Raw genomic sequence first — 18,467 nt, forward strand, 5'->3', positions numbered from 1 at the left:
TCACCCCGCCGACGTCTCCGGCGCCGGCTGCACGTGCGCGTGCTCCCAGCGGTGCCGCAGCTGCCACTGCTTGGCCAGGTAGAAGAGCACCGGGTAGACGAGCAGTTCCATCGCGAAGCTGACGGCCAGGCCGCCGAGCATCGGCGCCGCCAGGCGTCGCATCACGTCGGCGCCGGTGCCTTCGGCCCACAGAAGCGGCGACAGGCCGATGAAGTCCGTTCCGACCGTCATGGCCTTGGGACGGATGCGCATGACCGCGCCGTCGTGCACCGCCGTCCACAGGTCCTGCCGCGTGCGCATGCGGCCGTCCTGCTCGAATCTCTCGAAGCTGTTCTCGAGATACAACAGCATCACCATTCCGGTCTCGGCGTCGAGCCCGCCGAGGGCGATGATGCCGATGACGACCGCCAGCGACATGTTGTAGTCGAGGATGTGGAGCAGCCAGAACGCGCCCGTGAGGCTGAACGGCACCGCCAGCATCACCACCGCCACGCGAATCCAGCTGCCGGTGGAGGCGTAGAGCAGGAAGACGATGACGACGACGGTCAGCACGGCGGCGGCTGTCAGGCGCGGCAGCGTCTTCTCCCAGAACTCGAACTGCCCCGAGTACAGGATCGTATAGCCCGGCGGCATCGGGACCTGCTCGGAGATCACGCGGCGGGCGTCGGCGATGTAGCCGCCGAGGTCGCGGCCGGCGATGTCGATGAACACCCAGGCGGTCAGCTGGCTGTTCTCCGATTTGATCATCGGCGGCCCCGGCAAGATGTGCACCCGCGCCAGCTGTCCGATCGGTACCTGCACTCCGTTCGGCGCCTGCACGAGCACCTCACGCAGCGACTCGAGGTCGTCGCGCAGCTCGCGCGCGTAGCGGACGTTGAGCGGATAGCGCTCCAGCCCCTCGACCGTCCACGTCACGTTCATTCCGCCCACTGCGGTCTGGATGACGTCCTGCACGTCGCCGGTGGTCAGGCCGTAGCGAGCCGCCGTGATGCGGTCGATGTCGAAATCGAGATAGTAGCCGCCGAACGTCCGCTCCGGATACGCGCTGATGGTGCCCGGGATCGCGCGGACGGCATTGGAGGCGCGCTCGGCGAGGTCGCCGAGCGTTGCAAGGTCGGAGCCGAGGATCTTGATGCCCACCGGCGTCTTGATGCCGGTGGCGAGCATGTTGATGCGGTTCTCGATCGGGAACGGCCAGGCGTTGGCCACGCCCGGCAGGCTGACGACGCTGTTCAGGCCCGGGTGCATGGTTCCGTCGGCGTCGCCCCAGCCGAACTTCAGCTCATCGGTGTTGATGGCGCGCTCGGTGGGCAGGAACCACGACAGCGGCGTGCGCAGGAAGCCGGGCCAGTCGCTGAAGAAGCGCGGCACCTGGCGCCGGCGCCACTTCGACTCGTCCGGCTCCAGCTGCACGACCGTCTCGATCATCGACAGCGGCGCCGGATCGGTGGCCGTGTCCGCGCGGCCGATCTTGCCGTGTACCGACATTACCTCGGGGAACGTCATGATGAGCTTGTTGGTCTGCTGCAGCAGCTCCTTGCTCTTGGTGACGCTGATGCTGGGATCGGTGGTCGGCATATAGAGCAGATCGCCTTCATCCAGCGGCGGCATGAATTCGGAACCGATGCGGGTGATGGGGATCCACGTCGAGGCCAGCGCGGCCACCGCCAGCAGCAGCACCAGGTACGGGTGCGCCATCGCCATGCGAAAAGCCGGATCGTAGCCTGCCTGCATCCAGCGGCTGATGGGATTCCTCTGCTCGTGGATGATCTTCTGCGGGACCAGCAGCATTCCCGCCAGCACCATCCAGACGACGGCGATGACGGTGCGGTACTCCGCCACCGCGTCGATGCGCCCGCACACCACGTACAGAAGCGCAGCGGGGATCAGCATCGCGGCCAGCGTGATGGCGGTGTTGCGCGCTCGCCCCCAGCGCTCGGGCAGCACGCGAGCGGTGATGAAGTACGTCATGAGCACCGGGATGATCGTCACGGCCAGCAGTGAGGAGGCCGCCATCGCCAGCGTCTTGGTCAGCGCCAGCGGCCGGAACAGGCGGCCGGCTTCACCCGTCAGCACGAACACCGGCATGAAGCTGATCGTGATGATGGCCAGCGCGTAGAACAGCGTCGGCCCCACCTCCTGCGCCGCTTCCATGATGACGAGACTTCGAGGCCGCGGCGCCAGGCCGGCGTGCACGCGCTCCTCCTCGCGATCCAGGTGCTTGTGCGCGTTCTCGACCATCACGATCGAGGAATCGACCATCACGCCGACCGCGATGGCGATGCCGCCGAGCGACATGATGTTGGCGTTGATGCCGACCATGTGCATGACCAGCAGCGCCACCAGCATGCCCGCCGGCACAACGAAGACCGCCACCAGCTCGCTGCGCGCGTGCAGCAGGAACAGGATGCAGATCAGGCCGACGGTCAGGATCTCTTCGAACAGCGTGTCGCGCAGCGTCGACACCGAGCGCTCGATCAGGCCGGAGCGGTCGTAGGTGGTGCGGATGAAGACGCCCGGAGGCAGGCCGTCCTCCAGCTCGAACAGCTTGGCCTTGGCGTCGTTGATGACCTTGTAGGCGTTCTCACCGAAGCGCGCGATGACGACGCCGCCGACGGCCTCGCCCTTGCCGTTGTACTCGCCGACGCCGCGCCGCGCCTCGCCGCCGACCTCGAGCGTTGCCACGTCCCCGAGCAGCACCGGCGTTCCGTCCTCGCCCACCATCACCACGACGTTGGCCAGATCGTCGACACCGCGCAGATAGGCGCGCGATCGCACCATGTACTCGTGCTCGGCCATCTCCACGACCGACCCGCCGACGTCGTTGTTCGACTTCTCGATCGCCTCGGCCACCTCGGCGACCGACAGGTTCAGCGCCTGCAGCCGCGCCGGCTCGAGCACGACCTGATACTGGCGCACGAAGCCGCCGATCGGCGCCACTTCCGAGACGCCTTCCACGGACGTCAGCGGATAGCGCAGGTACCAGTCCTGCAGGCTACGCAGGCCGGCCAGATCGTGCCCCGACGAGACCAGCGCCTTGCCGTCGAGCGGACACTGGCCGGGCTCCTCGAAGGCGCGCACGCGCTCCAGCTTCTTGCGCCGCTCCGCCGGCGCATCCTTGGCGCCGGCGTACCAGCGGTCCTGCTCCTGATCGCGCCAGATGCCGCGCGGATGGTCCGGGCAGTAGTGCCCCGGATACAGCACGTACTGGTAGACCCATCCCACGCCCGTGGCGTCCGGGCCGAGCTTGGGCTGCACGCCTTCGGGAAGGCGGTCGCGCGCGAAGTTCAGATACTCGAGCACGCGACTTCGCGCCCAGTAGATGTCGGTCCCGTCCTCGAACAGCACGTAGACGAAGGACAGCTCGAACATGCTGAAGCCGCGCACGACCGTCGAGCCCGGCACCGACAGCATCGCCGTGGTCAGCGGGTAGGTGACCTGATTGTTGACGACTTCCGGGTTCTGCCCGGGATAGTCGGTGATGACGATGACCTGCACGTCCGACAGATCCGGAATCGCATCCAGCCGGATGTTGTAGATGCTCCACACGCCCAGGCCGATGAGCACGCTCGTGATGAGCAGCACCATCGGCCGGTTGCGGATGCACAGCTCGATCAGCCGCGCGATCATCGCCCGTCGCCTCCGTCGGCTGCCGCCGCGCCGGTCTTTGCCGCGCTCGTAGCGGGCACCGGCGCGCCGCTGCCGTGACCGGCATGCTCGCCGGAAGAGGCGTTGCCGCTCTTGCGTTCGTCCAGATACTTGCGAAGCGCTTCCTGCAGCCGGCTCTCCGCATCGAGCAGGAACTGTCCGCTGACGACGACGGTCTCGCCGGGCGCCAGGCCCTTGAGGATCTGCACCATGCCGTGCTCGGCCGCCGAGCCCGTGAGCACCTCGCGCGGCTCGAAGCGGCCGCCCTCCACCATTACGAACACCACCTGGCGCTGCCCGGTATCGATGACGGCGTCGCGCGGCGCCATGACGCCGCGCTCGGTCACCATCGAGTGGATGTGCACGTCGGCGAACATGCCCGGGCGCAGTTCCAGCGACGGGTTGGAGACCGTCGTGCGCACCAGCGCCGTGCGCGTCATGTCGCTCACGTGCGGGTGGATGAACGTGACTTCACCCTCATAGAACTGGCCGGGCTGCGCCTGCACGGACGCCCGCACGCGCTGGCCGTGCGAGATCAGCCCGAGTTGCTGCTCGAACACCTGCGCATCGATCCACAGCACCGTGTGGTCGACGATGCGCAGCACCTTCTCGCCGGCCTCCACCGCCGAGCCCTGCACGACCATCTTCTCGGTGACGTGCCCGGTAATGGGGCTGCGGAACATGATGGTTCCCGGCGCCGTTTCCATCCTGGCCAGGCGGTCGATCTCCTCTCGCGGCAGGCCGTACAGCTCGAGCTTGCGCACCGCCGCGCCGCGAAGATCGGCCGCGATGCTCCCGCCGATGCCGGCGCCCGAGATCGCCGAGGCGCGCTTGCGCAGCGCGATCAGCTCCTCGACCGCGACCTGCAGGTCCGGGCTGTACAGCTCGAAGAGCGGGTCGCCGGCGCGCACGTGCATGCCTTCGGTGTCGGCGTAGAGCTTCTGCACCCAGCCCGAGACCCTGAGGTTGATGTCGCGCACGCCAGGCTCGGCTTCCTTGACGAAGCCGGCGAGGCGCAGATCGCGCGCGACCACGCCTTCGCGAACCTTCGCGGTGCGAAGCCCCATGTTCTGCGTGATCACCGGGTCGATGACGACGGCAGCGCCGGCGCTGACCTCGTCCTCGTAGACGGGCAGCAGATCCATGCCCATCGGGCTTTTGCCCGGCTCGCGCGAGATGTACGGCGGGTTCATCATCGGGTCCCACCAGTACTTGACGTTGCGCTCGGCGCCGGCGGCCGTCCTGGGCCTGGGCGTGTCCATCCGCAGGGGCGTCAGCTCCATGTGACAGATCGGGCATTCGCCGGGATGGTCCTGCACGACCTGCGGATGCATTCCGCAGGTCCACAGCTGTGCTGCCTCTTCGGTCTCGGCGGCCGCGTCTGTCGCGGCGGCGGTGCTGGCGGTCTCGGTGCCGGGCGCCGCGACGTCGCGATCCCCGACGCGCATCCCGATGAGGACGCCGATGACCGCGGCCACCAGCACGAGCAGGATCGTGGAGGCACGGCCGCGCTCGGAGCGGCCGAAAGGCTTGCTCGACGCGTTCATCGCACCGCTCCTTCGGCGAGGCTTTCGGCGGCGCCTTCATCTGATAGGCCGCCGGCGAGACGAGCTGCTCGACCGCTCGCGCCGCCAGTGGCGCCGCCTGCGAGACGCGCAGCTCCATCCCGCGCGCCGCCGGCCGCACCGACCGCCACCACTTCGCCGGCGACGATGGCTTCCATGTCCACGCCTGCCAGCGCTTCCAGCTCCGCCACGCGCCGTTCGCGCTCCACCGCGGCAGCGGCGATCTCGTCGCGTGCCAGCAGCACGGCTTCATGCGCTTCGACGAGGTCGTTGAGCGCCGCCTGCCCCGAGACGTAGGTGGTGCGGGTGGAGGCGACGAGCGCGTTTGCGACCGGCAGCACCTGGTTCTCCAGGAACGCACGCGAGCGCTCGGCATTGCGAAGCGCGATCAGCGCGGCGACGAACTCTCCGGTCCGGTCGAGCTCCGTCTGCCGGATCTTCGCCGCCGTCGACGACCGCAGCGCCGCCGCCTGCGCGATCGAGGAACGAATTTCGACGATCGTGGTCGGCAGGGTGGCCATCAGCCCGAGCACCTCGACGGCCAGGTCCTCGAACGAGAACGAGGGCTGCACGTCGGGAATCCACTGCATGCGCGCCAGGTCCACCTGCTTGCTGCGCGCCTGCAGCATCGCGAGCAGCTCGGCCAGCTCCGGATTGGTGCGCGCACCGCTGGCCAGCAGCACGGCATCGCTCGGCACGGGGCGGGGCGAGGGCAGGTGCGACGGAACGGCGATGTCCTCGGTGTCCAGAGCGACGATGGCGGCCAGCATCGCGCGCGCGCGCCGCACGTCGCTTCCGAGCGTGACGAGCTCGTTTCGCATGCGCGTCTCTTCGAGGCGTCCCTGCAGCGCCGCGGTCTCGGGCTCGCCGGCGGTAACCGAGACGCTGCCGGCGATGCTGCTCAGGCCGGCGACCTCGCGGCGCTGCGACTGGATGCGCTCACGCTCCGCGGCCAGCACCATCTCGAGCCACGCATCCAGAACGCGCTTCTGCAGCGCGAACTTCGCGCCGCGAAACTTCTCCGCTGCGGCGCGTGCCTCCTCCAGCGCCACCTGTCCCGCCTTCATGGTCTTGGTCGGGAACGAGAGGTTCTCCATGGCATCGAAGCCGGCGCTGAAGGCGCCGGGGCCCTCGAACATGGTCTCGTAGCCGACGGCGAGGTTGGTGTCGGGCCAGCCCGAATCACCGGTGACCTTCTCGACGGCCGCCTTCCATTCGAAGTAGGCGGCCTCGAGCTCGCCGTTGGCGAGCAGCGCGCGGTGGACGAGCGCTCCCCAATCGTGCGCATCGCGCGGGACCGGCAGCTCGCGCTGCTCGATCGGCGGCTCGAAGGCAACGCCGGCAGCGGCCAAGCGGTCCTGCTCGTGCGGCAGATCTTTGGGCGTCAGCGCGCAGCCGGCGGCGGCGAGCGCGGACGCGATGACGAGGCCCTTCGCGAGGCAGCGGGAGCGCTGCAGCGACAGCCTGTTCGAGATCGACATACGACCTCTCCTGTAGCTGGGCGACGCAAACGTACCCGTCACTCGCGGGCGTCGCGCGGCGAGGACGGATCTCTAGCGATGGAATGGGTGCGTCAGCGGATGACGCTCAGATCGTCCAGCTACAGAGGAGACTTCGAACGGTGGACGCGTAGGCGTCGGGTGGCGGGATCGGCGGCGCGCCTTCGCATTGCAACGACGGTGCGGCGACGGCGGCCGGCAACAGCGCCGGCGTCAGGAAAGGATGCGCGAGCGCGGATGCTGAAGCATCGCTGGGCTGGCTCTGGCGTGGCTCGCTGCCGGTGTCGGAGCAGCCGCATCGGAACGCAGCCGGCGCCGGCTTCGCGCAGCGCGAGGGCCCATCCGAGGTCTTGCAGCAGTCGCAGCGCTCCTGGCTGACGACGGGCGAGGACATCGGGCACGAGCCCGAGGCGACGGCCGGGAAGGGCATCGCCAGGGTCAGCGCCACGAAGGCCGCCATCAGTCTGCGAGTGAGTCGGAGCATGAGCCGAGGCCTAAGATGCCGCCGCAGGTCCCCGGTTACAACCGGATTGTATGCCCGTGGCGTCAACGGCGGGGCAGCGCACTGCCGGTCTCCGCGCCTCTCCGCCGCGTGGCATGGCACCACGACGCAGTCCGTCCCGGCTCAGCGCCAGCGCACCGGCATGTGCTCGATTCCGCTGATGAAGTTCGATTGCCGTCGCGGCGGCGGCTCCTCGCTTGCCAGCTCGATGCCCGCGAGGCGACGCACCGCTTCCTGAAAGAAGACGTTGAGCTCGAGCCGGGCCAGGCTGGCGCCGAGGCAGTAGTGGGCGCCGAAGCCGAACGCCAGGTGCTCGTTCGGCGAGCGGGCGATGTCGAAGCGATCGGGGCTCTCGAAGACGTCGGCGTCGCGATTGGCCGACGGATACAGAAGGACGAGCTTGTCGCCTTCGCGCAGCGTCCTGCCGCGAAGCTCGGTGTCGCGAGCCACCGTTCGCGCCATGTTCTTGATCGGCGTCACCCAGCGCAGCATCTCCTCGACGGCCGCTGGAATCTTCGACGGATCGTTCTGCAGCGCCTGCCATGCCTGCGGCTGGCGCAGCAGCTCGTACATGCCGCCGGTGATCACGTGCCGAGTGGTCTCGTCGCCACCGATCAGGATGAGCAGCGACTCGGCAACGATCTCCGCATCCTCGAGGCGCTCACCGTCGATCTCGGCGTTGGCCAGGATGCTGAAGAGGTCGCTTTGCATGGGGCAGCCACGGCGCGCGCTGAGCACCGCGTAGGCGTGCTCGAGGAACTCGGAGAACGCGGCCTCGGACGTCGCGAACACTTGCGGGTCCTTGGTTCCGCTGCCGCGCACCATGTCGTCGGACCACCGCAGAACATCGTCATAACGTTCGGGCTCGACGCCGAGCATGTCGCCGATGACGATCAGCGGCAGCCAGGCCGCAAGGTCCATCACGAAGTCGAACTCGTCGCGGCCGCGGACCTTGTCCAGGAGGTCGATGCAGATCTGACGGATTCGCGGCTCGCGCTCCTGCACGCGGCGCACGGTGAAGCCCTTGTTGACCAGCCCGCGGCGCTTGCGGTGCAGCGGGTCGTTCAGGTTGATCATGAACGGGAACGAGGGCGCATCGGGGCGGATGCCGCCGTCGTTGCGGAACAGCTCGGGCTCGCGCGAGACGGCCAGGACATCGGCGTACTTCGTGATCGCCCAGACCTGGCCCGCCTCGTCGAAATGCACGGGATCGTTCTCGCGCAGCCAGGCCAGCTCGGCATGCGGCTCGCGCGCCCAGAAAGCGCCGTCGAGGATCTGGAACTGGCGGGTCGGCGTCGAGGCGGCGGTCGTCGTGGTCACGCTTCCGTTGTGTCCGACAAACGTTCGTTTGCCAAGGCGTGCGTGCGAAAACGCCGCGGGGCCGGACTGACGCAGGGCGCGCGGGCGTTCGCGGGAGGAGGCTGCGGGGTCGGAGGGCGGCAGCGGTCGCCGGCGAGCGAGCGGTCGGGACGTCGCGATTTTGCCCGGCGCGGCGACGGGAGTAGGGACGGCGGCGTTCGCTATCGAACCTGCCAAGGAGCGCCGCCATGGACGACATCGCCAGCTATGCCAACTACGCCGCCGCCTTCGAGCGGGCCTACGCGAGCGACAACTGGGACGAGGTGCGCGAGTACTTCGCCGAAGAGGCCGTCTACGAGGTCAACGGCGGCGCGCCGTTCGGCGGCGTGTGGAAGGGCCGTGACGTCATCGTCAACCATCTGATGGAGTCGGTGAACCAGTTCGACCGCACCTACGACAAGCGCGAGCTGTCGGTGCTGTCGGGACCGGAGATGCGCAACGGCGGCGTGCACGTCGGCTGGACGGCCACGTACAAGAGGGAGGGCAAGCCCGACCTCGTCGTGGTCGGAGAGGAGGAGGCATGGTTCCGCGACGGGAAGATCATCCACCTTCGCGATACGATGCCGTCCTAGCGCCGCGCTGCTGCAGCAGCGGGCGCATGCGGATCATTCGCCGATGGGCAGCGCCGTGCGATATTTGACCTGCTTGAGTGCAAAGCTCGACTTGATGCTCGCCACGCCCGGGATGCGCGTGAGGTGGTCGAGCAGGAAGCGTTCGAACGCGGCGACGTCCGGGACGACGACGCGCAGCAGGTAATCGGCGTCTCCGGTCATGAGGTAGCACTCCATCACCTCGGGCCGCGCGAGCACGTGCTCCTCGAAGACGCCGAGGCCCTGCACCGCCTGCTTCTCCAGGCTCACCTGCACGAAGACGCTGACTCCGAGCCCGAGAGCCGCGGGGTCGAGCAGCGCCACGTAGCGCTGGATGAAGCCGGCCTGTTCGAGCTCGGCCACGCGTCGAAGGCACGGGCTCGCCGAAAGGCCGACCTTCGCGGCCAGATCGACATTGGACAGCCGCGCGTCCTGCTGCAGCGCATCGAGGATTCTCCGGTCAATTGCGTCGAGGGTGCGCCTTGCGGGCGTAGCGCCGGTGCCTGCGCCGGTCTTTCCTGTTCTGGTCATGATCGTCTCCTGCATGTCGTCGTCCGATGCGGGTTGGCTCACGCTCTGCCTGCGACGGTGACGAGCTGCGCCACCGCGGCGCGCGAGTTCGAGAGCTTCACGCTCTGCATGCGCGGTCGCCGCGCCCGACACGGCAGCCGGCGGCGATGAGAATGCTCAGATGCAAGACCTGACCTCGTTGCCGGCTGGTTTTGCCGTTGGGCGTTGAAGCGGCCATAAACGGCGTGGCCGCATCGTTCTCGAGGAGTCAATGCAATGGAACTGGTACTTCGCGCCGGCGCGTTCGCTGGAGAGACCCACATCGTCACGGGAGCCGCGCAGGGCATAGGCAACCGCGTTGCGGCGGTGCTGGCCGCGCATGGCGCGCGCGTTGCGCTCGTCGACCTGGATCCGGGGCGCCTGGAAGAGGCCAAGGCCGAGATGAAGAGCTACGCGGCGGTCGAGCCTCTGACGATCGCGGCCAACGTCGCGCAGGAGCAGGACGTCAGGAATGCAGTGGCGGCCGTGATGGAGGCAAGCGGCCAGATCAACGGGCTCGTCAACGTCGCCGGCATCACGCGCGATGCGCGCATCGTCAAGAAGAGCTTCGACGACTTCAAGGCCGTGCTCGGCGTGCATCTGCACGGCACGTTCCTGTTCACGCGCGAGGTCGCGTTCCAGGACTGGCACAACCGCTTCAACGCCAACGGCAAGAAGCCGCTGCGCGACGGCGTCAATCGCTTCATCGTCAACTTCTCGTCGGTCAGCGCGCGCAACGGAAACATCGGGCAGATCGATTACACTGCCGCCAAGGGCGCCATCGAATCGATGACCAAGACGACGGCGCGCGAGTTCGCCGCCTATGGCGCGCGCGTCAACGCCATCTCTCCAGGGCCGGTGAACACGCCGATGCTGGCCGGAGTGGGGGCCGAAGGGATCGAGGCGATGTCGCGGGCGACGCTGATCGGGCGCGTCTGCGAACCGGTGGAGATGGCCCGCACGGTCGCCGCCCTGGCTGACGGCAAGCTGATGGCCTACGTCACGGGCATCGTGCTCCAGGCCAACGGCGGCCTTCGTTTGGAATAATTCGCTCACCGCGAGTAGATGCGCGCAATGATATTGCGCTATCGGCGCCGCTTCGGCAACGAATCGCAAGCACCTGCCGCAACGGACGGGCTATCCTGCGGCGCTTCCAGGAGGAGCGCCGCAGGTGTCCACGCAGGCCGTTGCCCAACCACCCTCCTTCTTCCCCCGCGACCCTGAGCCTAGGGATCCGGCTGAGGCCCGGCGCCTGGCCCGCCTTCGCGAGCTCGAGCGCAAGGTTCTGTGGCTGGCGTGCTGGACCATCCACAACGCCAACCATCTGCGGCCCAAGCGCGACGGTTTGAAGGTCGGCGGCCACCAGGCCTCGTCGGCGTCCGTCGTCACGCTGATGACGGCGCTGTACTTCGACGTGCTGCGCCCCGCCGACCGCGTGGCCGTCAAGCCGCACGCCAGCCCGATCTACCACGCCATCCAGTACCTGCTCGGCCGTCAGAGCCGCGAGGCGCTCGAGCGTTTCCGCGCCTTCGGCGGCGCGCAATCCTACCCGTCGCGCACCAAGGACGCCGACGACGTAGATTTCTCCACCGGCTCGGTTGGTCTCGGCGTTGCGATGACGAGCTTTGCGGCGCTGGTGCGCGACTACGTGCGGCTGAAGAACCTCGGCGATGCCTCGCTGACGTCCGGACGCATGATCGCGCTCGCCGGCGATGCCGAGCTCGATGAAGGCAACGTCTTCGAATGCCTGCTCGAAGGCTGGAAGCACGACGTGCGCGACGTCTGGTGGATCATCGACTACAACCGCCAGAGCCTGGACATGGTGATCGAGGACCGGCTGTTCCAGCGCATCGACTCGCTGTTCGAGAGCATGGGATGGCGCGTCGTCACGATGAAGTACGGCCGCGGCCTGGAGCAGGCGTTCGCGCGGCGCGGCGGCGATGCGCTGAGGCAGTGGATCGAGACGTGCCCCAACTCGCTCTACTCCTCGCTCGTCTACCGCGGCGGCGCCGGCTGGCGCGAGCGGCTGCAGCACGATCTTGCCGGCACCTCCGGCATCGCCGAGATCCTCGACGAGCACGACGACGACCGGCTGCACGCGCTGATGACGAATCTCGGCGGGCACGACATGCCTACGATCCTCGACGCGTTCGAGAGCGTGCACGACGACACGCCGACGTGCTTTCTGGCCTACACGATCAAGGGCTACGGCCTTCCCTTCGCCGGGCACAAGGACAATCACGCCGGGCTGATGAGCGTCGAGCAGATGGAGGCGTTTCGCGCTTCGATGCGCGTGCGGCCCGGACACGAGTGGGAGCCGCTGGAAGGGGCAGGCGTCGACGAGCAGGAGCTGGCGCGCTTCCTCGAGCGGACGCCGCTGGCTGCGCATCCGCCGCGCCGCTACGGCGCCGGCATCGTGCCGGTGGCGGGCAGCCTCACCGCGCCGCGCGGCGAGCAGATGTCGACGCAGGAAGGGTTCGGCCGCATCCTGAGCGACCTCGCGCGCGGCGGCGGCGAGCTGGCCGACCGCATCGTCACCACCTCGCCCGACGTAGCCAGCTCGACCAACCTCGGTCCGTGGGTGAACCGTCGCGGCATCTTCGACCGCTCCGCGCAGCCTCGCACGGACGCGTTCGTCGCCGGGAACCTGGCCACGACCCAGCGCTGGGTCGCATCGGTCAAGGGACAGCACATCGAGCTCGGCATCGCCGAGAACAATCTTTTCCTGCTGCTGGCGGCGCTCGGATTGTCGCACTCGCTCTTCGGAGAGCGCCTGCTGCCCATCGGCACGCTCTACGATCCGTTCATCAGCCGCGGGCTGGATGCGCTCAACTATGCCTGCTACCAGGATGCACGCTTCCTGCTGGTGGCCACGCCGTCGGGACTGACGCTGGCGCCCGAAGGCGGCGCGCATCAGTCGGTGCTGACGCCACTGATCGGCATGGGCCAGCCGGGCCTCATCTCCTTCGAGCCATCCTACGTGGACGAGCTGGCGGTGATCCTGCGCTTCGCGTTCGAGCACATGCAGCGGCCCGAGGGCAGCGCCGTCTATCTGCGGTTGTCGACTCGCCAGCTCGATCAGCCGGCGCGCGAGATCGACGAGGCGCTCGAGCAGGACATCGTCTCGGGAGCGTACTGGCTCGAGCCGCCGGCACACGATGCGACACTGGCCATCGTCAGCAGCGGCGTGGTGACGCAGGAGGCGCGGCAGGCTCTGGAGATCGTGCGCCAGGATGAGCCGGGTGCAGGCCTTCTGGTGGTGACGTCGCCCGACCGCTGTCACGCCGGCTGGCTGGCCGCCAAGAACGAGCGTGCCGGCGGCAATGCCGGCGCACGCAGTCCCGTCGAGCGCGCGCTTTCGGCGCTGTCGCCGCGCGCGGCGCTCGTCAGCATCCTGGACGGGCACCCCGCCACGCTCTCCTGGCTGGGCGCCGTCTGCGGCCATCGCATCGTCGCCCTGGGCAACGACCGCTTCGGCCAGTCGGCCGACATCGTCGACCTGTACCGGCATCACCGCCTCGATGTCGACGCCATCCTCGACGCCGCTGCGCGCGCGTGCCTGGAGTCGCTGTGATGCCGATCGAGGTGGCGATGCCCAAGCTGTCCGACTCGATGACCGAAGCTGCGGTCATCGCCTGGCTCTGCAAGGAAGGCGATCCGGTGCGCCAGGGCGATGCGATCGCGGAGATCGAGACGGAGAAGTCGACGGTCGATCTGGAAGCGCCCGCCGATGGCGTGCTTGCACGCATTCTCGTCGAAGCGGGGCAGGAGCAGGTGCCGGTTGGAACGGTTCTGGCGCTGATCGAGAAACAGGCATCGGCGGCGGCGCAGCCGGAGCACGGCGAAGTGCAAGGCTCACGCTCGGCTGGCGACGCCGCGCCCGCACACGTCGGCTTCGCCGGAAACAGCCAGATGGCCGCCGATGTGGGCGCGATTGGCGAGGAGGTCTCCGCTGCCGAGCTCACCGGCGGCGGCGAGACCGCGGCATCGGTGGCGGGCAGCGTCGTCGTTGCCGGCCAGCAGGCAGTCGAAGAGGCCGGTGCCGGCGTCATGGCCGCGCCTGCCACGGGCATTCCGCAGCCTCGGCCCGGCTCCAACGGTCATCGCGAGAATCACGATGAGGTCGCCGCAACACCGCTGGCGCGGCGCATGGCAGCGCAGGCCAACCTCGATCTTTCGACGCTGACCTCGAGCAGCCTCGACGGCATCATCCGCAAGGCCGACGTGGAAGCGGCGGTTCGTGGTCGGGATGAACCGCCGACCGCGGCGCGCGCTCCGCGCGGCGACCAGGCGGTGCGATCCACACGCATGCGCCGCACCATCGCCGAACGCATGACGCGCGCCAAGCAGACGATCCCGCACTTCTATCTGTCGGTGGACTGCCGCGTCGACAGCCTGCTGGCGACGCGCCGGCGCCTGAACGAGGATTCGCCGGTCAAGCTTTCGCTGAACGATTTCGTGGTGCGGGCCGCCGCGCTGGCGCTGCGGGCGGTGCCGGCCGCCAATGCATCCTGGACGGAAGCGGGCGCGGCGCAGCATGAGGGTGTCGACATCGCGGTGGCCGTCGCGCTCGACGACGGTCTGGTCACGCCCGTGCTGCGCGACGCCGACAAGGCAGGCCTTGCCACGATCTGCGCCGGCATCACCGACCTGGCTGCGCGTGCCCGAGCCGGCAGCCTTGCGCCCCACGAGTACGACGGCGGCACCTTTACCGTCTCCAATCTGGGAATGTTCGGCGTGGCAACGATGTACGCGATCATCAACCCGCCGCAGGCATGCATCCTGGGCGTCGGCGCCGCCGAAGAGCGACCGGTGGTGCGTGATGGCCGCATCGAGCCGGGCCACGTCATGACGCTGACGCTCTCGGCGGACCACCGCGTCATCGACGGCGCCATCGGTGCACGGCTGCTGGCGCACATCCGCCGCCTTCTCGAGGAGCCGGCGCGGATGCTGCTCTAGCCGTTGCCGACGACGGCGAACGCTGTCTGGCTGGAGACGCTACTCGATGCTGCCGCCGCAGCAGCTGCATAGCAGCGGCACTTCCTGCCCGACCGCGTGTCGCAGTACCGCCAGCGCATCGGTGGCCACCGTCGCGCCGGAGGCATCGACGTCGCACACGCACTCCAGACACAATGCGCTTCCGACCGCCGCGCGCAGGACCAGCAGTGCATCGGTCGCGGTCACGCCGGGCGGATCGGCGGGATCGCCGCATTCGAACGGCGATTCCTCGGGTGTGCTGGCAACGTCGACGGTGAAGCTGCCGCTGTTGTTGAACCAGCCGGTGCCGTCGGCGGTACCGAGGAACAGCCGTGTGGCATCCGGCGGCACCGTGAACGTCTGCTCGACGCCGTTGTCCATGCCCGCGTTCGTGTCCGAGGTCAGACCGTCGCCGATGAAGAAGATCTGTCCGACGGCCGGAGCGATCGAGTGGAAGTCCAGTCCTGCGCCGAAATCGAGCTGGGCCGGCGTCGTCTGTCCCGTCGGCGCTTCCTCGCCGAGGAACACCCCGACGAGCGCGTTGGCGCGGATGTTGGCCGGAGCGGAGATGCCGTCGCCATAGTTGGTCATGCTGAAAGCCTCGTCACCATCGGGATTGTCACCCATCGGCGAGCTCGGCACGTAGGAGACTTTTCCGCTGACCGCGAAGCTGAGCCTCGCGCACGCATCGATGTCGATGGCCGTCACCTGCACGGGCGACTGTCCGGGTACGCTGTCGCCCGAGCAGCACGAGTAGCCGTCGGCCCGGCCGGCAAGATTGGGGTTGGCAGTGCCGGGGACGTTGAAGGCGGCGCCGGCTGCGGCGGCATGCAGGAGGATCAGGGTTGCGCAAGCGACAGAACGCGTGATGAAGGTCATGGCGATACCTCTCGAGCGGGCTCGACGTACGAGCTTTGGCGCGCCCGCTCCCGGAGAGCAAGGCCCTTGCCGGTGCTGCGCGCGAAGCTTTCTTCGGACCGCCGGCTGCGGCAGTGTCGACCCATGCTCCGGCGCATCACGTTCAAGACCAACCCTGCCGACAACCGCTGGGAAGACATCCTTCGCTTCTGGACTGATGCCGATTCCATCGATGCCCTGGACGGCGGTTTCCTCTTCGACCACTTCTATCCGATCTACGGCAATACGAGCGGCCCCTGCTTCGAAGGCTGGACGGCGCTGTCGTATCTGGCCGGCGTCACCAGGCGGCTGCGCCTGGGACTCATGGTGACGGCGGTTCCGTATCGCCACCCGGGGCTGCTGGCCAAGATGGCGTCCACCTTCGACGTTCTCTCGGGCGGCCGTCTCGATCTCGGCCTGGGCGCGGGGTGGATGCAGGAAGAAGCCGACAACTACGGCATCCCCCTCCTGCCCATCAAGCAGCGTCTCGATCAGTTCGAGGAGGCGGTCACGATCCTGGACTCCATGCTGCGCAACGAGGCGACCAGCTTCGACGGCACGCATTACACGCTCAGCAACGCGCGCTGCCAGCCAAAGCCCGTGCAGACGCCGCGGCCGCCGTTCGTCATCGGGGGCCTCGGCGAAAAACGGATGCTCAAGATCTGCGCGCGTTGGGCCGACGACTGGAACTTCGTCGGCGGTCCGGCCGACATGTTCCGAGAGAAGGTCGAGATCCTGCACCGTCATTGCGAGACGGTCGGGCGCGATCCGGCGGAAATCACGCTTTCGAGTCACGTCTTTGCCAGCCAGGGCGCCGAGATGGCGGTGATGCTTTCGGAAGCGCTGGTTGCTGCAGGCTGCCAACACCTGTGTCTGTACTTCACGGACTGCTCCGATCCCGATCAGCTCGGATCGACCGTGGAGGCGGTGGTGAAAGCGGTCGGCCGCCCGGCGTGAACGCAGCGATGCACGCAGCTGAGTCGCCGGCTGTGGCGTCTGGCTGCGTCGCCGCGAGATCACCCACGACGCTGCATCGAGTGAGCGACGACGCGAGCACGGCCTGCTTTCAACGCCGGACCTCCCGCGATAGGTCTTGATGCCGCATGGCCACGCGTCTGATCGATCCGCCACCGCTTCCTCGCCAGGTTTTCGCGAGCGATCTCCTGGCCGGCAAGACGGCGCTGGTTACCGGCGGCGGCAGCGGTCTGGGCCGCGCGATCGCCGACCAGCTGTCAGCCGCGGGCGCCGATCTGCTGATCGCTGCACGCAACGTCGAGCGGCTCGAGCACGCGGCTTCCGAAATCCGTTCCGCCACCGGCCGTCGCGTCGAAACCGGCATGGTCGACATCCGCAGTCGCGAGGCCGTCGAGGCACTGGCCGAGCGCGCGCATTCCCTGTACCCGCGCATCGACATCCTGGTGAACAATGCCGGCGGCCAGTTCGCCCAACCCGCGCGGGATTTTCGGCCGAAAGGCTGGAATGCCGTCATCGAAACCAATCTGACCGGCACGTGGAACATGACGCAGGTCTTCGGCGTCGCCATGCTGGAAGGGCAGGGCGGCGCCATCGTCAACGTGATCGCCGTGGTCGGCCGCGGGTTTCCGGGCATCGCGCACACCGGCGCAGCACGCGCCGGCGTGCTCGAGCTGTCGCGAACGCTGGCGTACGAGTGGGGGCCGAAAGTGCGCGTCAATTGCGTGGCCCCAGGCGCCATCCGCACGGCCGCGTTCGAGACGACCTACCATCCCGACATCGACAAGATGTGCGAAGGAATTCCCATTCCGCGCTTCGGTCGCCCGGAAGAAGCTGCGTACGCCGTGACCTATCTCGCGTCGCCGGCGGCGTCGTGGATCACCGGTGAAGTGATCTACGTGGCCGGCGGCGCTCAGAGCTACGGCCTGAATCAGGCACTGTTCGACGAAGCGTTCGGGCGAGGATCCCACTCATGAAGCTCGAGAAGCTCGCCACCGACATCTATGCCTACCTGCAGCCCGACCATGGCCTGGGCTGGAGCAACTCGGGCCTGATCGCGCGCGGCGGCGGCCTTGTCGTCGATACGCTGTGGGACCTCCCGCGCACGCGTGCGATGCTCGAGACGTACGCGACGGTGCATCCGCAGCCGCCGCAGCGGGTCGTCAACACCCATCACAACGGCGATCACTGCTGGGGTAATCAGCTCCTCGAAGGTGCGGAGATCATCGGCCACCGCGAATGCGCGCAGGGGATGCTGCACGACATCCAGCCCGACGTGCTGCAGGCCATGCTGGAGGGGCCGCTGCCGGAGGGACTGGAGCGCTTCAGCAGGGCGCTGGCCGACTACGACTTCCGCGGCATTCGCATCACACCGCCCAACCACGTGTTCGACGAGCGTCTGGACCTCGATCTGGACGGTGTTGCCGTCGAGATCCTCTACGTGGGTCCTGCGCACACGATGGGCGATGCGATCGTGCACCTGCCGGGGCAGCGCGTCGTCTTTGGTGGCGACGTGATGTGGAACCGCTGCACTCCGATCGGATGGGAGGGAACGTACGCGCAGTGGTTCCGCGCGCTCGACCGCATTGCCGAGCTCGAGCCGGACGTCGTCGTGCCGGGGCACGGGCCGCCTACCGACGTGGCGGGCGTGATGGAGGTGCGGCGCTACTTCGAGTACGTGCTGGCGGAGTCGCGTGCCTTCTATAACCAGGGCCTAAGCGAGATGGACGCGGCGCGCCGCATGGACCTGGGCCCCTACGCCGACTGGACCGAGCCGGAACGCGTGATCTTCAACGTGCGTCGCGCCTACCGCGAGCTGCGCGGCGACTACGAAGCCAGCGTCGATGCGATCACGGTGCTGCGGGAGATGGGAACGCTCGCCGAAGAGATGGAAGCGCGCCGCAGCTGA

Annotated in this window: 14 protein-coding genes; 7 read left to right on the top strand and 7 right to left on the bottom strand. The window is 68.2% G+C overall.

All coding sequences use genetic code 11. The annotated features are described in order from the left end of the window. The 5 genes from VEC57_11580 to VEC57_11600 form a co-directional block, all read right to left on the bottom strand. On the bottom strand, nt 1-3,630 hold the full coding sequence (locus VEC57_11580; GenBank protein ID HYB99760.1) for an efflux RND transporter permease subunit: 3,630 nt from the start codon (nt 3,628-3,630) through the stop codon (nt 1-3). Then, entirely contained in the window at nt 3,627-5,195 is a 1,569-nt protein-coding gene (locus tag VEC57_11585) for an efflux RND transporter periplasmic adaptor subunit (protein ID HYB99761.1), read from the bottom strand. The genes VEC57_11580 and VEC57_11585 overlap by 4 nt, the downstream gene beginning before the upstream one ends. Continuing rightward, nucleotides 5,192-6,694 (bottom strand): TolC family protein, encoded by a 1,503-nt coding sequence (locus VEC57_11590; protein HYB99762.1) that lies wholly within the window; start codon nt 6,692-6,694, stop codon nt 5,192-5,194. Before VEC57_11590 ends, VEC57_11585 begins: the two co-directional genes overlap by 4 nt. Before the next feature lie 106 nt (nt 6,695-6,800). Beyond that, nucleotides 6,801-7,172 (bottom strand): hypothetical protein, encoded by a 372-nt coding sequence (locus VEC57_11595; GenBank protein HYB99763.1) that lies wholly within the window; start codon nt 7,170-7,172, stop codon nt 6,801-6,803. Between the two features lie 165 nt (nt 7,173-7,337). Continuing rightward, nucleotides 7,338-8,534 carry a cytochrome P450 gene (locus VEC57_11600; protein HYB99764.1) on the bottom strand — a complete coding sequence of 399 codons (1,197 nt, stop codon included), beginning with the start codon at nt 8,532-8,534 and terminating at the stop codon, nt 7,338-7,340. Nucleotides 8,535-8,761: 227 nt separating this feature from the next. Here VEC57_11600 and VEC57_11605 point away from each other — a divergent pair, with 227 nt between their 5' ends. After that, the gene (locus VEC57_11605; GenBank protein HYB99765.1) at nt 8,762-9,145 is read left to right on the top strand and encodes a nuclear transport factor 2 family protein; all 384 of its coding nucleotides are present in this window, start codon (nt 8,762-8,764) and stop codon (nt 9,143-9,145) included. A gap of 33 nt (nt 9,146-9,178) precedes the next feature. Here the strand turns inward: VEC57_11605 and VEC57_11610 are convergent, their stop codons facing one another. Further along, on the bottom strand, nt 9,179-9,694 hold the full coding sequence (locus tag VEC57_11610) for an Lrp/AsnC family transcriptional regulator (GenBank protein HYB99766.1): 516 nt from the start codon (nt 9,692-9,694) through the stop codon (nt 9,179-9,181). A 255-nt stretch (nt 9,695-9,949) separates the two neighbouring features. Between VEC57_11610 and VEC57_11615 the strand changes: the two genes are divergently transcribed. The 3 genes from VEC57_11615 to VEC57_11625 all read left to right on the top strand — a co-directional run bounded on the left by VEC57_11615 (nt 9,950) and on the right by VEC57_11625 (nt 14,671). Continuing rightward, a complete protein-coding gene (locus VEC57_11615) occupies nt 9,950-10,759 on the top strand; it encodes an SDR family oxidoreductase (GenBank protein ID HYB99767.1) in 810 nt (269 codons plus the stop codon). A gap of 124 nt (nt 10,760-10,883) precedes the next feature. Next, nucleotides 10,884-13,286 (top strand): hypothetical protein, encoded by a 2,403-nt coding sequence (locus tag VEC57_11620; GenBank protein HYB99768.1) that lies wholly within the window; start codon nt 10,884-10,886, stop codon nt 13,284-13,286. Further along, nucleotides 13,286-14,671, top strand: coding sequence for a dihydrolipoamide acetyltransferase family protein (locus VEC57_11625; protein HYB99769.1), 1,386 nt, complete (start codon nt 13,286-13,288; stop codon nt 14,669-14,671). Before VEC57_11620 ends, VEC57_11625 begins: the two co-directional genes overlap by 1 nt. Nucleotides 14,672-14,710: 39 nt before the next feature. Here the strand turns inward: VEC57_11625 and VEC57_11630 are convergent, their stop codons facing one another. After that, nucleotides 14,711-15,568 (bottom strand): hypothetical protein, encoded by an 858-nt coding sequence (locus VEC57_11630; protein HYB99770.1) that lies wholly within the window; start codon nt 15,566-15,568, stop codon nt 14,711-14,713. 123 nt (nt 15,569-15,691) lie between these two features. On the opposite strand from VEC57_11630, the gene VEC57_11635 reads away from it, so the two are divergent. The 3 genes from VEC57_11635 to VEC57_11645 all read left to right on the top strand — a co-directional run bounded on the left by VEC57_11635 (nt 15,692) and on the right by VEC57_11645 (nt 18,467). Continuing rightward, nucleotides 15,692-16,543, top strand: a complete 852-nt coding sequence (locus VEC57_11635) for an LLM class F420-dependent oxidoreductase (protein HYB99771.1) — start codon at nt 15,692-15,694, stop codon at nt 16,541-16,543. A gap of 146 nt (nt 16,544-16,689) precedes the next feature. Next, on the top strand, nt 16,690-17,535 hold the full coding sequence (locus VEC57_11640; protein ID HYB99772.1) for an SDR family oxidoreductase: 846 nt from the start codon (nt 16,690-16,692) through the stop codon (nt 17,533-17,535). Then, nucleotides 17,532-18,467 carry an MBL fold metallo-hydrolase gene (locus VEC57_11645; protein HYB99773.1) on the top strand — a complete coding sequence of 312 codons (936 nt, stop codon included), beginning with the start codon at nt 17,532-17,534 and terminating at the stop codon, nt 18,465-18,467. Before VEC57_11640 ends, VEC57_11645 begins: the two co-directional genes overlap by 4 nt.

This window comes from Candidatus Limnocylindrales bacterium (assembly GCA_035626395.1).
Taxonomy (GTDB): Bacteria; Desulfobacterota; Binatia; order UBA1149; family CAITLU01; genus DASPNH01.